This is a genomic window from Bacillus sp. NEAU-CP5 (assembly GCF_026420705.1).
In the GTDB taxonomy this organism is placed as follows: domain Bacteria; phylum Bacillota; class Bacilli; order Bacillales; family Bacillaceae; genus Bacillus; species Bacillus velezensis.
Genome location: NZ_JAPMOV010000001.1, coordinates 907,364 through 925,094, shown reverse-complemented (window position 1 = coordinate 925,094; position 17,731 = coordinate 907,364). Strand labels below are relative to the sequence as shown.

The following is a 17,731-nucleotide window of genomic DNA, read 5'->3' as shown; positions in this document are numbered from 1 at the left end:
CTACTCCGAAACCTCGCCCGCTTTTCCTTTCCACATAAAGGTCAATCCCAGACCGAGAAATAAAACCACACCTGCGAACAGAAACGGGAAATGAATATTCATATCAAATAAAATACCGCCCAGAGCCGGGCCGAAAATGGTGCCCAAACTCGTGTATGTTGAGTTCATACCGGCAACAAACCCTTGCTGGTTTCCTGCGATTTTCGATAGATAAGTAGTCAGTGCCGGGCGCAGTAAATCAAACGCAAGGAAAATGATGCAAGTGACAGCGAGCACGGGCAAAAATCCTGACATCACCGTAGAAACGAAAGCCAGCACAGCGCCGCTGACCAGACAAAGCTGGATGACTTTTTTCTCCCCGAGGAAGTTGACAAGTCTGCCGAACGCGAGCACTTGAATGAGGACCGCCACAATGGAGCTGAACGTAATAATAATGGCGATATCCTTTGGTGTGAAGCCGAATTTATGGTTTGTAAATAAGCTGAATACCGTTTCGTACGCCGACAGTCCGAATGCCAAAACAAAAACGATGATAAAGGCGATCAAGTAGTTTGGATGAATCGACTTTTTCAAATCTTTTAAGAAGGTTGATTCTTTGACGCTTTCCAGCTGCTTTGCGCGTTCTTCTTTAGTTAACGGCTCTTTCAGCATAAAGACAGAGGAAATCACTGCGATAAATGCAATTCCCGCCGCAAAGAAAAACGGCATACGAACGCCGTGATCGGCAATAAATCCTCCTATGCCGGGCCCGATGATAAACCCTGTGCTGATGGCGGCAGATACATAGCCCATCGCCTTCGATCTTTCCTGCACCGTCGTAATATCTGCGACATACGCTGTAACAGCGGGCATGATAAAAGCGGCACTGATGCCCCCCAGCACCCTTGCGAAATATAAAATGGAGACATGTGTACCCAATCCGAAGGTCAGTTCGGATAATGCGAATAAAAACAGTCCGGCGAGAATCATGATTTTTCTGCCGAAGCGGTCAACCCATCTCCCCGCAATGGGGGATGCAATTAATTGCGCGACGGCGAAGGCAGCGACAAGGTATCCCATTGTGCTCCCCGTCAAGTGCATCACATTCATAAACAGCGGCATAACGGGAATGATCAATCCGATGCCTAAAAACGCAATAAATATGTTGCTTAATAAGATGATGAGTACAGCCTTTTGTTCTCTGATCGGTTTTTGCATGTTGTTTCTCCTTTGTCAGCTGTCTTGATTCTGTTGATCAGCATTGATGACTCCGTGAATAAACACGGAGATGGCTTCTTTTTGCAATTCGATTCTTTGCTGAATGGTATCGTTTTTATATAACACATCTAAACCGTAAAAGACGGACAGCAGGATTTTCACTTTTGATTCGACATGATGAATGGACCAGCTGCCGTCTTGATTTCCCTCTGTTAAGATCTCTCTCATCACATCGTCGTATTCAATATCAATTTTATTGAGACGTTTTACGACCTCCTCTGACGTAAACGCACTCGCATAAAACTCTTCGCTTGCTCTCATAAGCGGGTAATTAATGCTCATCCGGCTGAGCAGCTCCGCAAAGCCCGCCAGCTTTTCGGCAGCATCTTTCAGATCAGCTTCCATTTTCCTCCACGTCTCGATCATCACGCGGTGATCCTCTTCCATGATATGAAGAAACAGAAACTCTTTTCCTTTAAAATGGTGATATAGATTGCCTTTACTGATTTCGGCCGCCTCTAAAATATCCCGAATCGATGTTTCTGAATATCCTTTTTTTGCAAATAAGTCACGCGAAGCGGATACGAGCCTGTTCTTCGTCTTTTCGCTCTTTCCGGCCCCGCCTTTTGTATTTGTCACTTCACACAGATCCTTTCCGCCAAATGAGGTTCGGTTCCTTAAAAACCGACCGGTTGGTTTATTTTATTATAAAGGGTTTTTGCTGATTATACAATGAAGAAGTTATCCATTGTTTGGAGGGAGTATAAAAACGGCTCGAAAAGTAAACCCCATTCTCTCATGTTGAAAGAACGGGGTTTGTCTGCGGTCTGAAGACTCCCGGCGGGGGAGCGTGATCTGCCTGAACCGTTATTTTCCGGTATTTACCTCGGTGTAGCTTGTATTCGGCGCGTTTGATACCGTTCCCCCTGTATGGTGGAAAGGAGAGTGGGCCATATCGTATAAAAACCAGACGGCATGACGCTGCTCGTCAAATGCCGTGCGGGCAAATAACTGCTTCGCTTCCGGATGCACCGCTCTATCGGATGCCTGTAAATAAAAATCATTCGTTTTCTGCTCATCATAAAACGCCGCCCTCAGTCCTTCTCTGTATGTGTGCGGACAATGCTCCGTCTGTTTCGGCGTCAACTGTTTTCCGGTAATTGACGTATACAGAGAAGAAAAAGCGTGCAGGTGGCGCACTTCTTCCTCTCTGATATGTTCGATTCGTCTTCTGATTTCTGCGGTCGGCGCTTTTTCGGCTAATATTGAGTAGCAAATCACAGCGCTGTATTCACCGTTTATGGATTTTACCAGATCCTTGATAAGCACAGAATCGTCACTGCAGATGGCTGTATAATGAAAAAAATTCTCGTGCATTGGACTCACCCCCGGATGTTTATAGGGTATTATACGGCGGCAGCCCGTGACATGTGCGGATGTCATTTTTATTCTTGATCTAGCGGCGATGTAATATGGTCGTCGTATGTGTCGACAAAAAGCCGGCCGTTGCTTCCGCGCACAGCGTATACGACGTCTTCCGGTTTGAGGTTTCTCTTGTCCAATTCTTCTCTCAGCCATTTTTCCGATACGTGGTTTTCTTCCAGATTCTTCATCACCAGCCGGCCGTCCATAATCAGCTCAACGGCAAAGTTCTTTTCATGTCCGGCAAAGATACCGAGATCCTGTCTTGTAACGGGCGCGAATTCCGGTTTGACCTCCACTGACATGCTGCCGTTTGTTTCAATGATGGCAGTCTGAACCTGAGAAATGTCAAATACGTCATTTACACGCAGCTGCTGGTTCAAGTAGTCGATGGTATAACGCATCGTTTTCATATTATGCTCAAGTATTTTACCGTTTTGAATGATAATGGTCGGTTTGCCTGCAAAGAAACCCCTAAGGACCCTGTTTTTCATAGAAAGATATGCGACAAGGTAAATGATTGCCACGAAAATAATGTAGGCAATGACATTATAATGAATCGGCAGCTTTGTATTAAACGACAGATTTGCCGTGATGGCGCCGAGCGAGATGGCCGCAATGAAATCAAAAAGCGTCATCTGTGAAATGGTTTGTTTACCGAGTATCCGGGCGCCGATAAACAGAATGCTGAACGACAGAGCCGTCCGTACAATTACTTCGGGATATTCTGACATCATCATTAGTCCTTTTTTCTTTATTTTGGTCAAAAACGAAATTTTTTAAAACAGTCATCCCGTTTTTACCAGCAGATGAGATTGGTCATTTTCGTCAACTTTCGATAAAATGTAGAAAGATAAAAAGAGAGGGGTCTTTTAATTTGGGTGTTGAGTTTTTAGTAGGCAGATCGGGGAGTGGGAAAACGAGGCTGATTATCGACAGCATTCAAGATGAACTGCGCCGGGAGCCGTTCGGGAAACCGATCATTTTTCTAGTCCCGGATCAAATGACGTTTTTAATGGAATATGAGCTTGCTAAAACGCCGGATATCGGCGGCATGATACGCGCTCAAGTGTTTAGTTTTTCGCGTTTGGCGTGGCGCGTGCTTCAGCATACCGGGGGCATGAACCGCCCGTTTGTGACGACGACGGGTGTGCAGATGCTTTTAAGGAAACTGATTGAAGAATATAAGCACGAGTTTAAAGTGTATCAAAAAGCGAGTGACAAAACCGGGTTCACTGAGCAGGTGGAACGGATGCTGACAGAGTTTAAGCGGTACTGTATTGAGCCTGAAGACGTCCGCCGCATGGCGGAAAGCGGAACGGCGTCAGAATATCGCGGAGAGCGGATGCTGTCTGAAAAACTTCATGATTTAGGCATTTTATATCAGCAGATGGAAAGAAGCCTCGCCGGACACTATTTGCATTCAGAGGATTATTTGACGCTGCTCGCTCAGCAGATTCCTTTGGCGGACGTTGTAAAAGGCGCCCGTGTTTACGTCGACGGATTCTATCAATTTACGCCGCAGGAATTAAGGGTGCTGGAGCAGCTGATCATGCATGCTGAACATGTCACATTCTCGCTGACGGCGGACAGCCCTTCGGCGGAACAGGCACCTGATGAGCTCGATCTGTTCAGAATGACGGGAAGCACATACTATAAGCTTTATCAGACGGCAAAGGAATTGAATGCTGATATTTCCTGCAAGGAACTGCATGGCACGAAGCGGCATCAGCATGCGCCGGAGCTTGCCTGTATAGAGTCGCAGTACGATGTACGTCCCGCCGCGGCGTATACCGGCGGACAGGAAGCTTTTACCGTCATGCAGGCGCAAAACAGAAGAGCTGAGCTTGAAGGTATTGCCCGGGAAATTCAATCGCTTGTCCGGGACGGAGGATACCGGTACAAAGATATGGCGATTCTCATCCGTCAGCCGGAAGATTATAAAGATTTGCTGAAGGAAGTGTTTGCCGATTACGGGCTTCCTTATTTTATTGACGGAAAAGCTTCTATGCAGCATCACCCGCTTATTGAATTCATCCGTTCAAGCCTCGATGTCGTGAAGGGGAACTGGAGATATGAAGCAGTGTTCCGCTGTGCGAAAACCGAACTGTTATTCCCGCTTGATCAGCCGGAGCAGAAAATAAGAGAGCAGGTTGATCAGCTTGAAAATTACTGTATCGCCTACGGCATTAAAGGGGAGCGCTGGACAAGCGGCGAGCGGTTTGTATACAGGCGCTTCGTATCGCTCGATGAGGATTTCGCGCAGACGGATCAGGAAATAGAGATGGAACACATGCTGAATGAGACGAGAGAGTGGATAGCCGCGCCCCTCGTCCGGCTTCAAAACCGGATGAAAAAAGCGAAAACGGTTCAAAGCATGGCGGAGGCTCTTTATCTCTTTTTGGAAGATACCGATGTTCCCCTGAAGCTGGACCGGAAAAGGCAGCGGGCCGAAGAGGCCGGAAACATGATCGAAGCGCAGCAGCACGGCCAGGCTTGGGATGCCGTTATCCAGCTTCTCGAGGAGTTTGCCGGCATGATGGGTGAAGATGAAATATCTTTGGCGCTGTTCCAGCAAATGCTTGAAACGGGAACGGAATCGCTTCATTTTTCTTTAATTCCGCCTGCGCTTGACCAAGTATTTGTAGGGAATATGGATCTCTCAAGAATGTACGGCACGTCCTGCACATTCGTCATCGGAGCCAATGACGGCGTTCTTCCGGCGCGCCCGGATGAAAACGGCGTGCTGTCTGATGATGACCGGGAGTGGCTGAAAGCGGTCGGAGTGGAGCTGTCTTCCGCGGGGCGTGAGCGGCTGCTTGATGAGCATTTTCTCATCTATATGGCGCTGTCGAGTCCGTCTGACCGTCTTTATATGTCATACCCGATTGCCGATGCGGAAGGAAAAACGCTCCTGCCGTCAATCGTTGTAAACAGGCTTGGCGAGCTGTTTCCCGATCATCAGGAAAAGCTGTCAGCGGCTGATCCCGAGCAGGTAAGCGAAGAAGAGCAGCTTCAGTATCTCGTCAATAAACAGGTGGCTCAGACATATACGGCAAGTCAGCTCAGGCTGTGGACAAGAGAGTACGAGATCAGTGACGTATGGTGGAGCGCATACAATGTGCTGATGAAAGAGTCTGATCACCGGCGTGCGAAAAAGCTGTTTTCAAGCTTGTTTTTCCGCAATGAGGCGAAGCGTCTTGAACGGCCTGTTTCGCGCCAGCTTTACGGCGAGCATATTAAAGGAAGCGTCTCCCGGATGGAGGCGTTTAATGCCTGCCAGTTCTCTCATTTTGCATCTCACGGGCTTCAATTAAAAGAGCGGCAGTTTTTCAAGCTGGAAGCGCCGGATATCGGCCAGCTGTTTCACTCCAGCCTGAAGCTGATTTCAGACCGGCTTCGTGAGCAGAAGCTGGAATGGCGCGATCTGACGAAAGATCAGTGCCGGAATTTCTCTTATGAAGCGGTGGAACGGCTTGCGCCAAAGCTGCAAAAAGAGATTCTGCTCAGCTCAAACAGACACTTTTATGTGAAGGAAAAACTGCAGAAGATCGTCACGCGTGTTTCAGGCATATTAAGCGAGCATGCGAAGGCGAGCGGTTTCGTCCCGGTCGGTCTTGAACTCGGTTTCGGCGGAAGCGGGCCGCTGCCCCCGCTCACTTTCACGCTGAAAAACGGCTGTACGATGGAACTCGTCGGACGGATCGACCGCGTGGATAAAGCGGAAAGTTCAAAAGGCCTGCTGCTGAGAATCGTTGATTATAAATCAAGCGACAGGGGGCTTGATCTGGCTGAGGTGTATTACGGGCTCGCTCTGCAAATGCTCACATACCTTGACTTATCGATTACACATTCCGAAGATTGGCTCGGTATGAAAGCGACCCCGGCAGGCGTTTTGTATTTCCATATCCATGATCCGATGATTCAGGCCAGTCTGCCGATGGGGCTTGATGAAATCGAGCAGGAAATTTTCAAGAAATTTAAAATGAAAGGCCTTCTCCTCGGTGACCGGGAGGCGATCAGTCTGATGGACACGACTTTGGAGGAAGGGCGTTCAAATATCGTCAATGCCGGTTTGAAAAAGGACGGGTCTTTAAGATCCGACTCAGCCGCGGTCAGCGAACAGGACTTTCATCTGCTGACAGACCATGTGCGGCGGACATTTGAACAGGCGGGCGAAGCGATAACGGACGGACTTGTGTCCATTACCCCGTATAAGCTGAAAGATAGGACGCCTTGTACGTACTGTGCGTTTCAATCGGTGTGCCAGTTTGATGAGTCGCTTAAGGAAAATGAATACCGCAGCCTGAAAGCGGAAAAAGACGGCACCATACTGGATTGGCTGAAGAAGGAGGCGGATGATGATGCAAATTCCTAAACCGAAAGACAGCATATGGACGGATGACCAATGGAGCGCCATCGTTTCTTCCGGCCGCGATATTTTGGTCGCTGCCGCAGCCGGATCAGGTAAAACGGCCGTGCTCGTGGAACGGATGATCAGAAAGATAACCGCGGAGGAAGATCCGGTTGATGTTGACAGGCTCCTTGTGGTGACCTTTACAAACGCCTCAGCAGCGGAGATGAAGCATCGGATCGCGGAAGCATTAGAAAAAGAGCTCGCCAAAAATCCGGGATCTCTGCATATCAGACGGCAGCTCTCTCTATTAAATCGGGCGAGCATTTCGACGCTTCACTCTTTCTGTCTGCAAGTGCTTAAAAAATATTATTATATGATTGATCTTGACCCCGGTTTTCGGATGGCTGACCAGACGGAAGGCGAATTGCTCGGAGACGAAGTGCTTGATGAGCTGTTTGAAGATGAATACGCAAAAGGGAATCAGGCGTTTTTTGAGCTTGCGGACAGATATACGACAGACAGGCATGATCTGGATCTTCAAGACCTTGTCAAACGGGTGTACGAGTATTCCCGGTCGCATCCTGACCCGGAAGCGTGGCTGCAAAGCTTTGTCCGCCTGTATGACGTGACGGAAGAAAGCAAAATGGAAGAGCTTCCGTTTTACCAATATGTGAGAGAAGATGCTGAAATGGCGCTCTTCGGGGCAAAACAAAAGCTTGAAAAGGCGCTTGAACTGACAAAAGCGCCCGGCGGGCCGGCGCCGCGCGCTGATAATTTTCTGGATGACCTTCAGCAGATAGAAGAGCTGATCAGCTGCCGGCATGACTTCGATGCGCTGTATGAACGGGTTCCCGCAGTCTCATTTAAGCGGGCGAAGGCGGTAAAGGGTGATGAATTTGACAAAGCGCTTTTGGACGAAGCGACCGATTTGCGAAACGGCGCGAAGAAACTGATCGAAAAGTTAAAGAATGATTACTTTACAAGAAGTCCGCAAGATCACTTAAAGAGTTTAGCAGATATGAAGTCTGTCATCGAAACGCTCGTTCAGCTCGTGATATCGTACGGAAAACGATTTGAAGCGGCGAAACAAGAAAAATCAATTATTGATTTCTCAGATTTGGAACATTACTGCCTGGCGATTTTAACTGCGGTTGATGAAGAAGGCCGGCGGGTGCCGAGCGAAGCGGCCGTTTATTATCAAGACCAGTTCCATGAAGTTCTGGTTGATGAATATCAAGATACGAACCTTGTGCAGGAGTCTATCCTGCAGCTTGTTAAAAGCGGGAATGAAGAGACGGGAAATCTGTTTATGGTAGGCGACGTCAAACAATCGATCTACCGTTTCAGACTTGCTGAGCCGCTGCTGTTTCTCGGGAAATATAAAAGGTTTACAGAGAGCGGGGAAGGCGCGGGGCAGAAAATTGATCTGAACCAAAATTTCCGCAGCCGCTCCGATATTTTGGACAGTACGAATTTCTTGTTTAAGCAACTGATGGGCGGAAAAATCGGCGAAGTGGACTACGATGAACAGGCGGCATTGAAGCTCGGCGCATCGTATCCGCCGAATGAAGCGGCAAAAACGGAACTGCTGCTCATTGACAGCGCTGATGACGCAGACAGCTCCGAGGATGCCGAAGACTTTGAAACCGTGCACTGGGAAGCAAAAGCGATAGCCGGGGAGATCCGAAAGCTTGTTTCATCTCCGTTTAAGGTATATGACGGCAAAACAAAAACACACCGGAATATCCAGTACCGGGATATCGTAATTTTGCTGCGCTCCATGCCGTGGGCGCCGCAATTAATGGAAGAGCTGAAAAACCAGGGCATTCCGGTGTACGCCAATTTGACGTCGGGTTACTTTGAAGCCGTGGAGGTGGCTGCGGCGCTTTCAGTCTTGAAGGTGATTGATAATCCGTATCAGGATATTCCGCTTGCTTCCGTGCTGCGCTCGCCCATCGTCGGATGTGACGAAAATGAACTTGCGCTGATACGCCTTGAAAAGAAAAAAGCGCCGTTTTATGAAGCGCTTAAAGCATATATAGCGAACGGTGACAGGCATGATGACCTGTATCAAAAACTGAGAACCTTTTATGACAGTCTGCAAAAGTGGCGGTCATTTTCGACGAATCATTCGGTGTCAGAGCTGATTTGGGAAGTATACCGCGATACCGGATATTTTGACTATGCAGGCGGCATGCCTGGCGGAAAGCAGCGCCAGGCCAATCTGCGCGTCTTGTATGACCGGGCGCGCTCGTACGAAGCGACGGCGTTCCGCGGGTTATTCCGCTTTTTGCGGTTCATTGAACGGATGCAGGAGCGCGGCGATGATCTGGGGACGGCCCGGGCGCTCAGCGAGCAGGAGGATGTCGTTCGGCTGATGACGATCCACAGCAGCAAAGGACTTGAATTCCCCGTCGTTTTCACCGCCGGACTCGGCAGAAGTTTTAATATGATGGATCTCAACAAATCATACCTGCTTGATAAAGAGCTCGGTTTCGGCACGAAGTACATTCATCCGGAACTCAGAATCAGCTATCCGACTCTTCCGCTTGTGGCGATGAAGAAAAAGATGCGCAGAGAGCTCTTATCCGAAGAATTGCGCGTATTGTATGTGGCGCTGACCAGAGCGAAGGAAAAGCTGTTTCTCGTCGGTTCCTGCAAAAACCGGGAAAAACAGCTGGCCAAATGGCAGGCGCAAGCAGACCGGGCTGATTGGCTTCTTTCTGAATTCGACCGCTATCAGGCGTCATCTTATTTGGACTTTATCGGGCCGGCGCTCATCCGCCACCGTGACATGGAGGCGCACAGGACGCCGGGGCTTTCATCGCCTGAGGATATCGCGCGCGATCCGTCGCGTTTTCACATCCGGATGCTGCAGCAAAGTGAATTGCTGGAAGAGAATCCAAAAGAACGTGCTGAAGAAAAGAGCAAACGTCTCAAAGCGATTCAGCAGGGCGAGCCGATTCCTGATTCGTTTTCATTTGATGATCAGGCGCGCCGTCTGCTTGAATGGGAATATCCGTACCGAGAGCTGACGGCTATCAGAACGAAGCAGTCAGTTTCTGAGCTGAAGAGAAAGCAAGAATACGAGGATGAATACAGCGGCCGCTCTCTCATCAAACCGTCAGGAGACACGCTTTTATACAGGCGTCCCGGTTTTATGATGAAAAAAGGGCTGACAGCCGCCGAAAAAGGAACGGCGATGCATACGGTGATGCAGCACATACCGCTGACGCACGTTCCGACTGCCGAAGAAGCGGAGCGGACGGTCCGGATGCTTTACGAAAAAGAGCTGCTGACAGAAGAACAGCAGGAAGCTATTGATATAGAAGAAATTGTTCAGTTTTTCGGAACTGAAATCGGTAAAGACCTTCTCGGGGCGCTGCGGATTGACCGGGAAGTGCCGTTCAGTATGGCGCTTCCGGCCGGCGAGGTGTACAAGGATGCCGAAACGGCCGGTGAACCGCTGCTCGTGCAAGGGATTATTGACTGCCTCTACGAAACTGCGGACGGTCTCTATTTGCTGGACTATAAAACAGATCGGATAGAGGGGAAATTCCGGAACGGATTTGAAGGCGCGGCTCCGATTCTGCAAAAAAGGTATGAAACACAAATCGAATTGTATACAAAAGCGGTTGAACAAATTACAAAAACGAAAGTGAAAGGGCGTGCGCTCTATTTCTTCGATGGAGGTCACGTTCTTACACTGTAACAAGATCCGAAGCTCCTTTTTGGAGCGGATCTTTTTTTCTATCAAAAAGTGAGGTGAATGCGGTATGCGCATTTTACATACAGCTGACTGGCACCTCGGCAAAACGCTGGAAGGCAGAAGCCGGCTGAGCGAGCAGGCCGAGGTATTGGAAGAGCTGAATACCATTGTCAAGGAAGAAAATATTGATGCGGTCATTATGGCGGGGGATGTATTTGATACGGTCAACCCGCCTGCGCTCGCTGAACAATTGTATTACGAAAGTCTTTCCGCGCTTTCTGACGGCGGAAAGCGCCCGGTTGTCGTCATTGCCGGAAACCATGACAATCCCGACAGGCTGGCGGCGGCTTCTCCGTTAACAAATGAGCGCGGCATTCATTTAATCGGCTATCCGCGGACAGAACCCGTGCATATTGAGGTGCCGTCGGCGGACGAGCTGTTAGCCGTAGCCGCGCTGGCATATCCGTCAGAGGCGAGATTAAACGAAGTGCTTTCTGATACGTTTGAGGAAAAGCTTCTTCGCGATCATTACGATGTCAAAATCAGAGAGGCGTTTGCTCACATGTGCGGACTGTGCCGGAACGATGCCGTGAAAATCGCGGCGAGCCACATTTATGTCGCGGGGGGAAATCAGACCGATTCAGAGCGTCCGATTGAAGTCGGGGGCGCTTACACGGTCGCCGCTGACAGCCTGCCGGCTGATGCGGCTTACGTGGCTCTCGGCCATCTCCACCGTCCGCAAACGATCAAGCGCGCCAAGACGGCTGCCCGTTATTCAGGCTCTCCGCTCGCATACAGCTTTTCAGAAGCCGGTTATGCCAAATCGGTGACGGTGGTAGAAGCGAAGCCCGGCGGAGAAGCGAAGTGGGAAGAGATTTTCCTGTCTTCCGGTAAACCGCTCGTCAAATGGAAAGCGCAGGGGCTGAGCGAAGTTCACGGCTGGCTCGATGAAGGGCGTGACCGGAATGCCTGGATCGATCTTGATATCCATTTGACGGATCAGCTTTCTCTCGAGGAAATTCATCGGCTGAGAAAGGCGCATCCCGGCTTTATCCATATCAGGCCGGTTTTTGAAGAAAAAGAGACCGAAAATGACCGGATTGAAGTGAAACACACATCAATTGAGGATCGATTTAAGAAGTTTTATGAAAAACAAACGGGCGGCGGCGTGCCGGATGAGGAGATGGTCAAGCTGTTTTTAGAGCTTGCGTCAGCAGATGATGAGGAGGATGCGACATGAAGCCGATTCTGTTAACGATAAAAGGGCTCCACAGCTTCAGGGAGGAACAGACCATTGATTTTGCCGGACTGTCAGGAGCCGGGGTGTTCGGGATTTTCGGGCCGACCGGAAGCGGAAAATCGTCGATCCTTGATGCCATGACACTCGCTTTATACGGAAAAGTGGAGCGCGCCGCAAATAATACGCACGGCATCCTGAATCATGCCGAAGATCAGCTCGCCGTCTCATTTACATTCGCGCTTCAATCCGGCCACCGGGTTTCCTACAAGGTCGAGCGCGTTTTTAAGAGAACGGATGAAACGAAAGTAAAAACCGCCCTCTGCCGCCTGATTGAAATCAAAGACGAACAAACGGTGCTGGCCGATAAAGCGAATGAAGTGAACAAAAAGGTGGAAGAGCTTCTTGGCCTGACCATTGACGACTTTACAAGAGCCGTCGTGCTGCCGCAAGGAAAGTTTGCCGAGTTTCTGTCGCTTAAAGGCGCGGAAAGAAGACATATGCTCCAGCGCCTGTTTAATCTGGAACAGTACGGGGACAGGCTTGTCAAAAAATTGCGGCGGCGGGCGCAGGAAGCGGCAGCGAAAAAAAATGAAATGCTGGCTGAACAATCCGGCCTCGGAGACGCAGGAGAAGATGCGCTGAAGCAGGCTGAACAGCAGTTCCACGAAGCGAACGAACGGCTTGAAGCAGCTGAGAAGAAACGGGTCCGGGCAAAAGAGCGCTTTGAGAATCACCAGGAAATTTGGAACCTGCAGACAGAAAGAGATGAATATGAGCGCCGGGAGAAAAAGCTTGAGGAAAGACGCCCGTACATCACGGATTTGACTGAGCGTCTTAAAGAGGCTGAAACAGCTCTCGCCCTTGAGCCGTACGCAGACCGCTACACAGAAGCCGTCCGCCGGAAGCAGCGCGCCGAACAGGAACACGAACTGGCCAAACGGAAATCAGAGGCGGAAACCGTTTCATTTACCCGGCAAAATGAAGCCTATGAAGCATGGCGGGCCCATAAGGCCGAACGGGAGCCGAAGCTTGTCAAGGAAGAAGAGCTGTATCAAAGACTTTCAGCCATTGAACAAAAACTGCTTGAAGCGAAAAAAGAAGCGGAAAAAACAAATGCGGAACACAGCAAAAAAGAGGAAGAATACGAAGCCGCCTCGAAACAGCTGGCCGGAGTGAAAGACCGCCTGACCCGCGGCCAAAACAGGCAGAATGAGCTGAAAGAAGAGCTGAAAGCAGTTCAAGTGACCGCCGATGAACGGAAAAAATGCCAGACCGCAGCACAGCTGGCGGCGGGCTTTCAGCAGACACAGGAACAAATCACGAAAGAACGGGCCAATCTGACAACGCAGCTGAAAAACATGGAGAAGCTGAACGGAGAAAGCGAGTCGCTCACAGCGAAAGCGAAAACGGAAGAGGAAGACATTACGCGCGCTTATCAAACGCTTCAAACCGTTTACCATATGGTCTGTGAAACGGAGCGTTCACTGAAAGCCGCAGCCGAACGGGCTGACAAAACGCAAGCCGATCTCCGCAGGCGCTCAGAGGAAGCGAGAACGGCTGCATTAACAAAAGAATTATCGGAAAAACTAATCGAAGGAAAGCCTTGTCCTGTATGCGGCTCGACGCAGCATGACCGCCCGCGTTCCGCTCATGAAACATTCTCGCCTGATACAGCTGTACAGGAACAGTTGCAGCAGGTTGAAGCGCTGCTTTCTGAGGCGGCGGCTCTTTCTCAGGAAGTGCTGACAGCCAAGGTTGCATTAGAAGAACAGTCGGGGCGTTTTACCGAAGAATGTCCGTTTCTGCAAAGCGCCCGGGTTCCGGAGCTGGAAGCCGCTTCTTCCATCAGCGGACGCCCGCTTGATGAAACGTTCAGCGCCGTCCGCTTGGAATGGAAACAAATGAAACAGGATATGCTGTCGGTAAAAGAGAAGGTCACAAGACTGATCAGCGCGCATCAGCAGACGGTGAGACAAGCTGAGCAGCTTGCCGAACGAATCCGCTACGAGGAAAAAGAAGCCGACCGTCTCAGACATTCATTAGAAGAGCTTGAATCGCTGTCAGAAAGCCGATTGAATCAGTACAACGAAGTCTGCGGTGATATTCCGCCAAACCGGATTGACGCCTGGCAGGCTTCGATAGATGAGAAGGACAGGCAGGCAGAAGAATGTGAGAAGCGCATTGAAACAAGCATCGCATTCCTCAAGGAACATGAAGAGGAGAAAGAACGCCTGCAGGAGATGAAGCATCGGCTTGAACGGGAACGGCTCGAGCTTCACTATGCGTCTGAGCGCCTGCAGCAGGTGATTGACGGATATGAACAAGAGCTCGGAACAGCAGCTGAAGAAACATCAATTTCCGCAAAGCTTGAAGCGGTGCGGCAGGAATTACAGCTGTTAAAATCAAAAGAACAGTCCTTATTCGACGCGCTGAAGCAGGCGCAGCAATCACTGAATGACGCAAAAGGCCGGGAATCAGGGAGTCTCATGTCACTCAGGGATGCTGAGACTTCCCTTGAGAAAGCGCAAAACGACTGGCGCGTGAGGTCAAAAGACACCGGGTTTACCGACCCGGACCAAGTCAAAAAAAGTCTGCTTCCGCAAGGGCGTGCAGAGGAAATGAAAAAAGAAATTGATGAGTTCCTGGACACCTCAAAACAGCTATCGGCAAATATCAGCCGTGTTACTGATAAATTAGCCGAGCGCCGGATATCGGAGGAAGAATGGACAGCATCCGTTTCTCTGCTGAAGCAGGCAGAGGCTGAGTCAGGCGCCGCCATGGAGGAAAAAGGAGCACAGGCAAAAGCCTTCGCGGTTATGCAAAAACAGCATAAGCGCTTTAAAGAGATTGAAGCCGAACTGAAAAGCTGGCAGACACAGATTGACAGGCTTGATAAGCTCCAGTCTGTATGTAAAGGCAATACATTCGTCGAATTTTTAGCGGAAGAACAGCTGGAAAGCGTGGCTCGGGACGCCTCTGCCCGTCTCGGAGCGCTGACAAGGCAGCGATATGCCATATTAGTCGATTCAGAAGGCGGTTTCGTCATGCGTGATGACGCGAACGGAGGCGTCAAACGGCCCGTATCAAGCCTTTCCGGCGGGGAGACGTTTCTGACATCGCTGTCGCTTGCGCTTGCCTTGTCCGCCCAGATTCAGCTGCGGGGGCAATACCCGCTGCAATTCTTTTTCTTAGATGAAGGATTCGGGACTCTTGACCAAGGGCTCTTAGACACCGTTGTCACAGCGCTTGAAAAGCTGCAATCGGACAACTTATCCGTCGGAGTGATCAGCCATGTGCAGGAGCTGAGAGCGCGTCTGCCGAAAAAATTAATCGTTCATCCGTCCGAACCGGGCGGGAAAGGCACCCGGGTCACATTGGAGATCATGTAGAAAGGAGAAGGAATTATGGCCGATTCTGCCGAGGGCACATGTGAATTATGCGGCCGCCATCATGTGCGGCTGACGGAGCACCACTTAACGCCTAAGGAAGAAGGCGGGACATTCCTTCCGACCGCAATGCTCTGCATCCCTTGTCATAAACAGGTTCACGCGCTCTATACGAATCAGGAGCTTGCGGCAAGGCTCGCGGGAATAGAAGAGCTGCGGCGTGACCCGAAACTCGCGCGGTTTGTGAAATGGATCAGAAAACAGCCGCCGGAAAAGCTTGTAAAAACAAAAAAGCAAATGAACGAACATAACGCTGAACCAAAAGCAGCCCTCTTCTGAAAGAGCGGCTGCTTTTTAGGCGTTTCCTACCACATTTTGATCGCTGACATCGGGGTCTATATAGTTTGTCGCATTGACAACGTTGTTTAATAACAGGAAATCTCCGGTATTGCCTGCTCCCGAACCGAGCGCAGATTTAGAAGAGCTTTTTGGAGAAAGGTAAAAGGAATCACCAAAGTTTACGACTCCGCCCGATATGGAATTGATAGCTATAGGTCCGGTAATTGCTGGCATAAACGACACCCTTTATAGAAGTCTCACCGTCATTATATGTCAGGGCTGCTGTGATTGTGAGCTTGGTGTGACAATCTGCCTAATATGTTTCAGCCGCGAATCTCCCAGAACGATCGACGTCGATCCGATTTGAACCACGGACGCTGACGATACCCCTTGAACTTTCACATTCCTTACCCGAATTGAAGGGTTTTCATGGCAGAATGCGCTTTGGACTCCCGTTTCCGGTAACGGCATGACAGCCGGCTGCCGAAAGATCTGGTATTCTTTTTTGTTAAATGAGCCTTCATCGTCTCTGTATAAGGCAATAGTACGCTGATCGGCCAATACTTTGATCCGCATATTGATTTCATTCGTATCGCCTGCTTGAAAGACACTCGCAATCCCGACTGAATTGATTTTGGCGTTCCGGAGGCGTGAAATGCGCTTTAACATTATTCCGGCGCCAGCGGCACATAAGGCCCGATAATAAGAGATTCCGGAGGCGTGTCAAAGATGGAAGACAGATAGACGGAATCGGTGTCGCCGATTAATAATAAGGAAGAACTGGACACACCGGTAGACCGGATGTCGCCGACTTCAATATTCCGGTTAATCACTGTAAAAATCATGACGGATCATCACCTTTCATTTCACCAGGTATGTGCTTAATAAAGTGCTCAACGGCCCTGACAATATCACGCTTCACATGTTCGGCAATCTGCTCGGCATATTGCGCGGGCGCCGTATTTTCTTCTTTCGGGACATGGGACAGATAATACTGAATCCGGCTGTCCATCTGCTTTCTGATATCTTCAATAATATGATATTTGTTCGTTTCGTCCAGCCTGCTCTCATACTGAGTTTCGAGCTGCTCTAAAAGCGCGGGGATTTCTTCATTCAGGTACATATCGACGTTTTGGCGGATTTGCTGCATTTGCTGGCCCGCCTGTTCCTGCTGCATCATTCCGACCTGCGGAGATGTCTGGCCGACTTCGAAGTTTTGCACGGCATTCGGATCAGTCGGATTCAATCCGATATTCAGCGTTCCTTCCAGCCGTTCAATTTTCAGCTGATCAAATTTATACTCGAGCCGATCGATTCTTGTAGAAGGCTGCTGCTTCAGCGTTGAAATTTCATTTTGGAATTCTTTCAGCTGCCGTTCGAGCTCCTGAATCTGCTGCGCCTGCTGCTGGACGAAAGAATTTAAATTCTGCAGGTAGGATGAAACGGATTGATCATACATGACATTCACCTCGCGTCTCGTTTCCTTCATTAAAACTACCGGCTTGGCGGCTGGAGCGGTACAAATGATGAGGTGCCGGGACCTCCCCCTGTTGTTACAGTCTGCTGCCCCGCGGTGACAGGCGGCGCCGGCTCAACATAACTCCCTGTATTGTACAGATTGGAAAGAGATTTAATTGAACCGGCGCTTCCGATTTGCAGTATGGAGGAATTGCTGACAGATTCTACACGCATGTAATTGATATGGATCGACTGATTGACGTAAAAATTCATACGGCGCCTCCTTTATGCGTTTCCTGCCATCGGCTGATCGATTACATCATTATCGTACACATTCGTTGAATTCCTGTAATTCGTCAGTGTGAGATTGTCTCCGGTATTGAAGCTGCCCGCTCCGGCAAATGTCTTAACCTCTGCTTTTGGAGAAATGGTGATGCAGTCGCCTATATGAACGACTCCGCTCGTACCGACGGCATTAATTTTAAACGCTCCGACAATTGCGGGCATACGAGCACATCCTTTTCGTGAAGATTTTCATGACTGCACTCCAGGAGCTTATCTGGGCTGCCTGCCTAAAATAGCTTATGACAAATGCACATTTTTGTGAGCGGAAAAAACTTTAG

Annotated in this window: 15 protein-coding genes; 5 read left to right on the top strand and 10 right to left on the bottom strand. The window is 49.6% G+C overall.

All coding sequences use genetic code 11. The features are described 5' to 3' along the window. From OTK50_RS04040 to OTK50_RS04025, 4 genes are all read right to left on the bottom strand, one after another. Positions 1–1,197: an MFS transporter gene (locus OTK50_RS04040; RefSeq protein WP_045207086.1), complete on the bottom strand. Its 1,197-nt coding sequence runs from the start codon at positions 1,195–1,197 to the stop codon at positions 1–3. A gap of 15 nt (positions 1,198–1,212) precedes the next feature. Beyond that, a complete protein-coding gene (locus OTK50_RS04035; RefSeq protein WP_045207087.1) occupies positions 1,213–1,836 on the bottom strand; it encodes a TetR/AcrR family transcriptional regulator in 624 nt (207 codons plus the stop codon). Between the two features lie 228 nt (positions 1,837–2,064). Beyond that, positions 2,065–2,574, bottom strand: coding sequence for a ferritin-like domain-containing protein (locus tag OTK50_RS04030; RefSeq protein ID WP_105937895.1), 510 nt, complete (start codon positions 2,572–2,574; stop codon positions 2,065–2,067). Between the two features lie 68 nt (positions 2,575–2,642). Continuing rightward, entirely contained in the window at positions 2,643–3,356 is a 714-nt protein-coding gene (locus OTK50_RS04025; protein WP_079891809.1) for a DUF421 domain-containing protein, read from the bottom strand. Between the two features lie 140 nt (positions 3,357–3,496). On the opposite strand from OTK50_RS04025, the gene addB reads away from it, so the two are divergent. The 5 genes from addB (at position 3,497) to OTK50_RS04000 (ending at position 15,650) form a co-directional block, all read left to right on the top strand. After that, complete coding sequence (gene addB, locus OTK50_RS04020; protein ID WP_045207089.1) at positions 3,497–6,997, top strand: helicase-exonuclease AddAB subunit AddB; 3,501 nt, start codon at positions 3,497–3,499, stop codon at positions 6,995–6,997. Further along, positions 6,984–10,688, top strand: a complete 3,705-nt coding sequence (gene addA / locus OTK50_RS04015; protein WP_045207596.1) for a helicase-exonuclease AddAB subunit AddA — start codon at positions 6,984–6,986, stop codon at positions 10,686–10,688. Before addB ends, addA begins: the two co-directional genes overlap by 14 nt. A 64-nt stretch (positions 10,689–10,752) precedes the next feature. Further along, complete coding sequence (sbcD, locus tag OTK50_RS04010; protein ID WP_003155146.1) at positions 10,753–11,925, top strand: exonuclease subunit SbcD; 1,173 nt, start codon at positions 10,753–10,755, stop codon at positions 11,923–11,925. Next, complete coding sequence (gene sbcC, locus OTK50_RS04005; RefSeq protein WP_045207090.1) at positions 11,922–15,314, top strand: exonuclease subunit SbcC; 3,393 nt, start codon at positions 11,922–11,924, stop codon at positions 15,312–15,314. The genes sbcD and sbcC overlap by 4 nt, the downstream gene beginning before the upstream one ends. A gap of 15 nt (positions 15,315–15,329) precedes the next feature. After that, the gene (locus OTK50_RS04000; protein WP_224224163.1) at positions 15,330–15,650 is read left to right on the top strand and encodes an HNH endonuclease; all 321 of its coding nucleotides are present in this window, start codon (positions 15,330–15,332) and stop codon (positions 15,648–15,650) included. 15 nt (positions 15,651–15,665) lie between these two features. On the opposite strand, the gene OTK50_RS03995 is transcribed toward OTK50_RS04000, so the two are convergent. The 6 genes from OTK50_RS03995 to OTK50_RS03970 are packed head-to-tail and all read right to left on the bottom strand — an operon-like array spanning position 15,666 to position 17,615. Beyond that, positions 15,666–15,884 (bottom strand): spore germination protein, encoded by a 219-nt coding sequence (locus OTK50_RS03995; protein WP_003155143.1) that lies wholly within the window; start codon positions 15,882–15,884, stop codon positions 15,666–15,668. Positions 15,885–15,923: 39 nt separating this feature from the next. After that, on the bottom strand, positions 15,924–16,319 hold the full coding sequence (locus OTK50_RS03990) for a spore germination protein GerPE (RefSeq protein WP_007610514.1): 396 nt from the start codon (positions 16,317–16,319) through the stop codon (positions 15,924–15,926). Further along, complete coding sequence (locus OTK50_RS03985; RefSeq protein ID WP_003155141.1) at positions 16,319–16,495, bottom strand: hypothetical protein; 177 nt, start codon at positions 16,493–16,495, stop codon at positions 16,319–16,321. The genes OTK50_RS03990 and OTK50_RS03985 overlap by 1 nt, the downstream gene beginning before the upstream one ends. Next, a complete protein-coding gene (locus OTK50_RS03980) occupies positions 16,492–17,109 on the bottom strand; it encodes a spore germination protein GerPC (protein ID WP_003155139.1) in 618 nt (205 codons plus the stop codon). The genes OTK50_RS03985 and OTK50_RS03980 overlap by 4 nt, the downstream gene beginning before the upstream one ends. Before the next feature lie 35 nt (positions 17,110–17,144). Continuing rightward, entirely contained in the window at positions 17,145–17,381 is a 237-nt protein-coding gene (locus OTK50_RS03975) for a spore germination protein GerPB (RefSeq protein ID WP_007409164.1), read from the bottom strand. Positions 17,382–17,393: 12 nt separating this feature from the next. Next, a complete protein-coding gene (locus OTK50_RS03970; protein ID WP_003155135.1) occupies positions 17,394–17,615 on the bottom strand; it encodes a spore germination protein in 222 nt (73 codons plus the stop codon). Between the last annotated feature and the right edge of the window lie 116 nt (positions 17,616–17,731).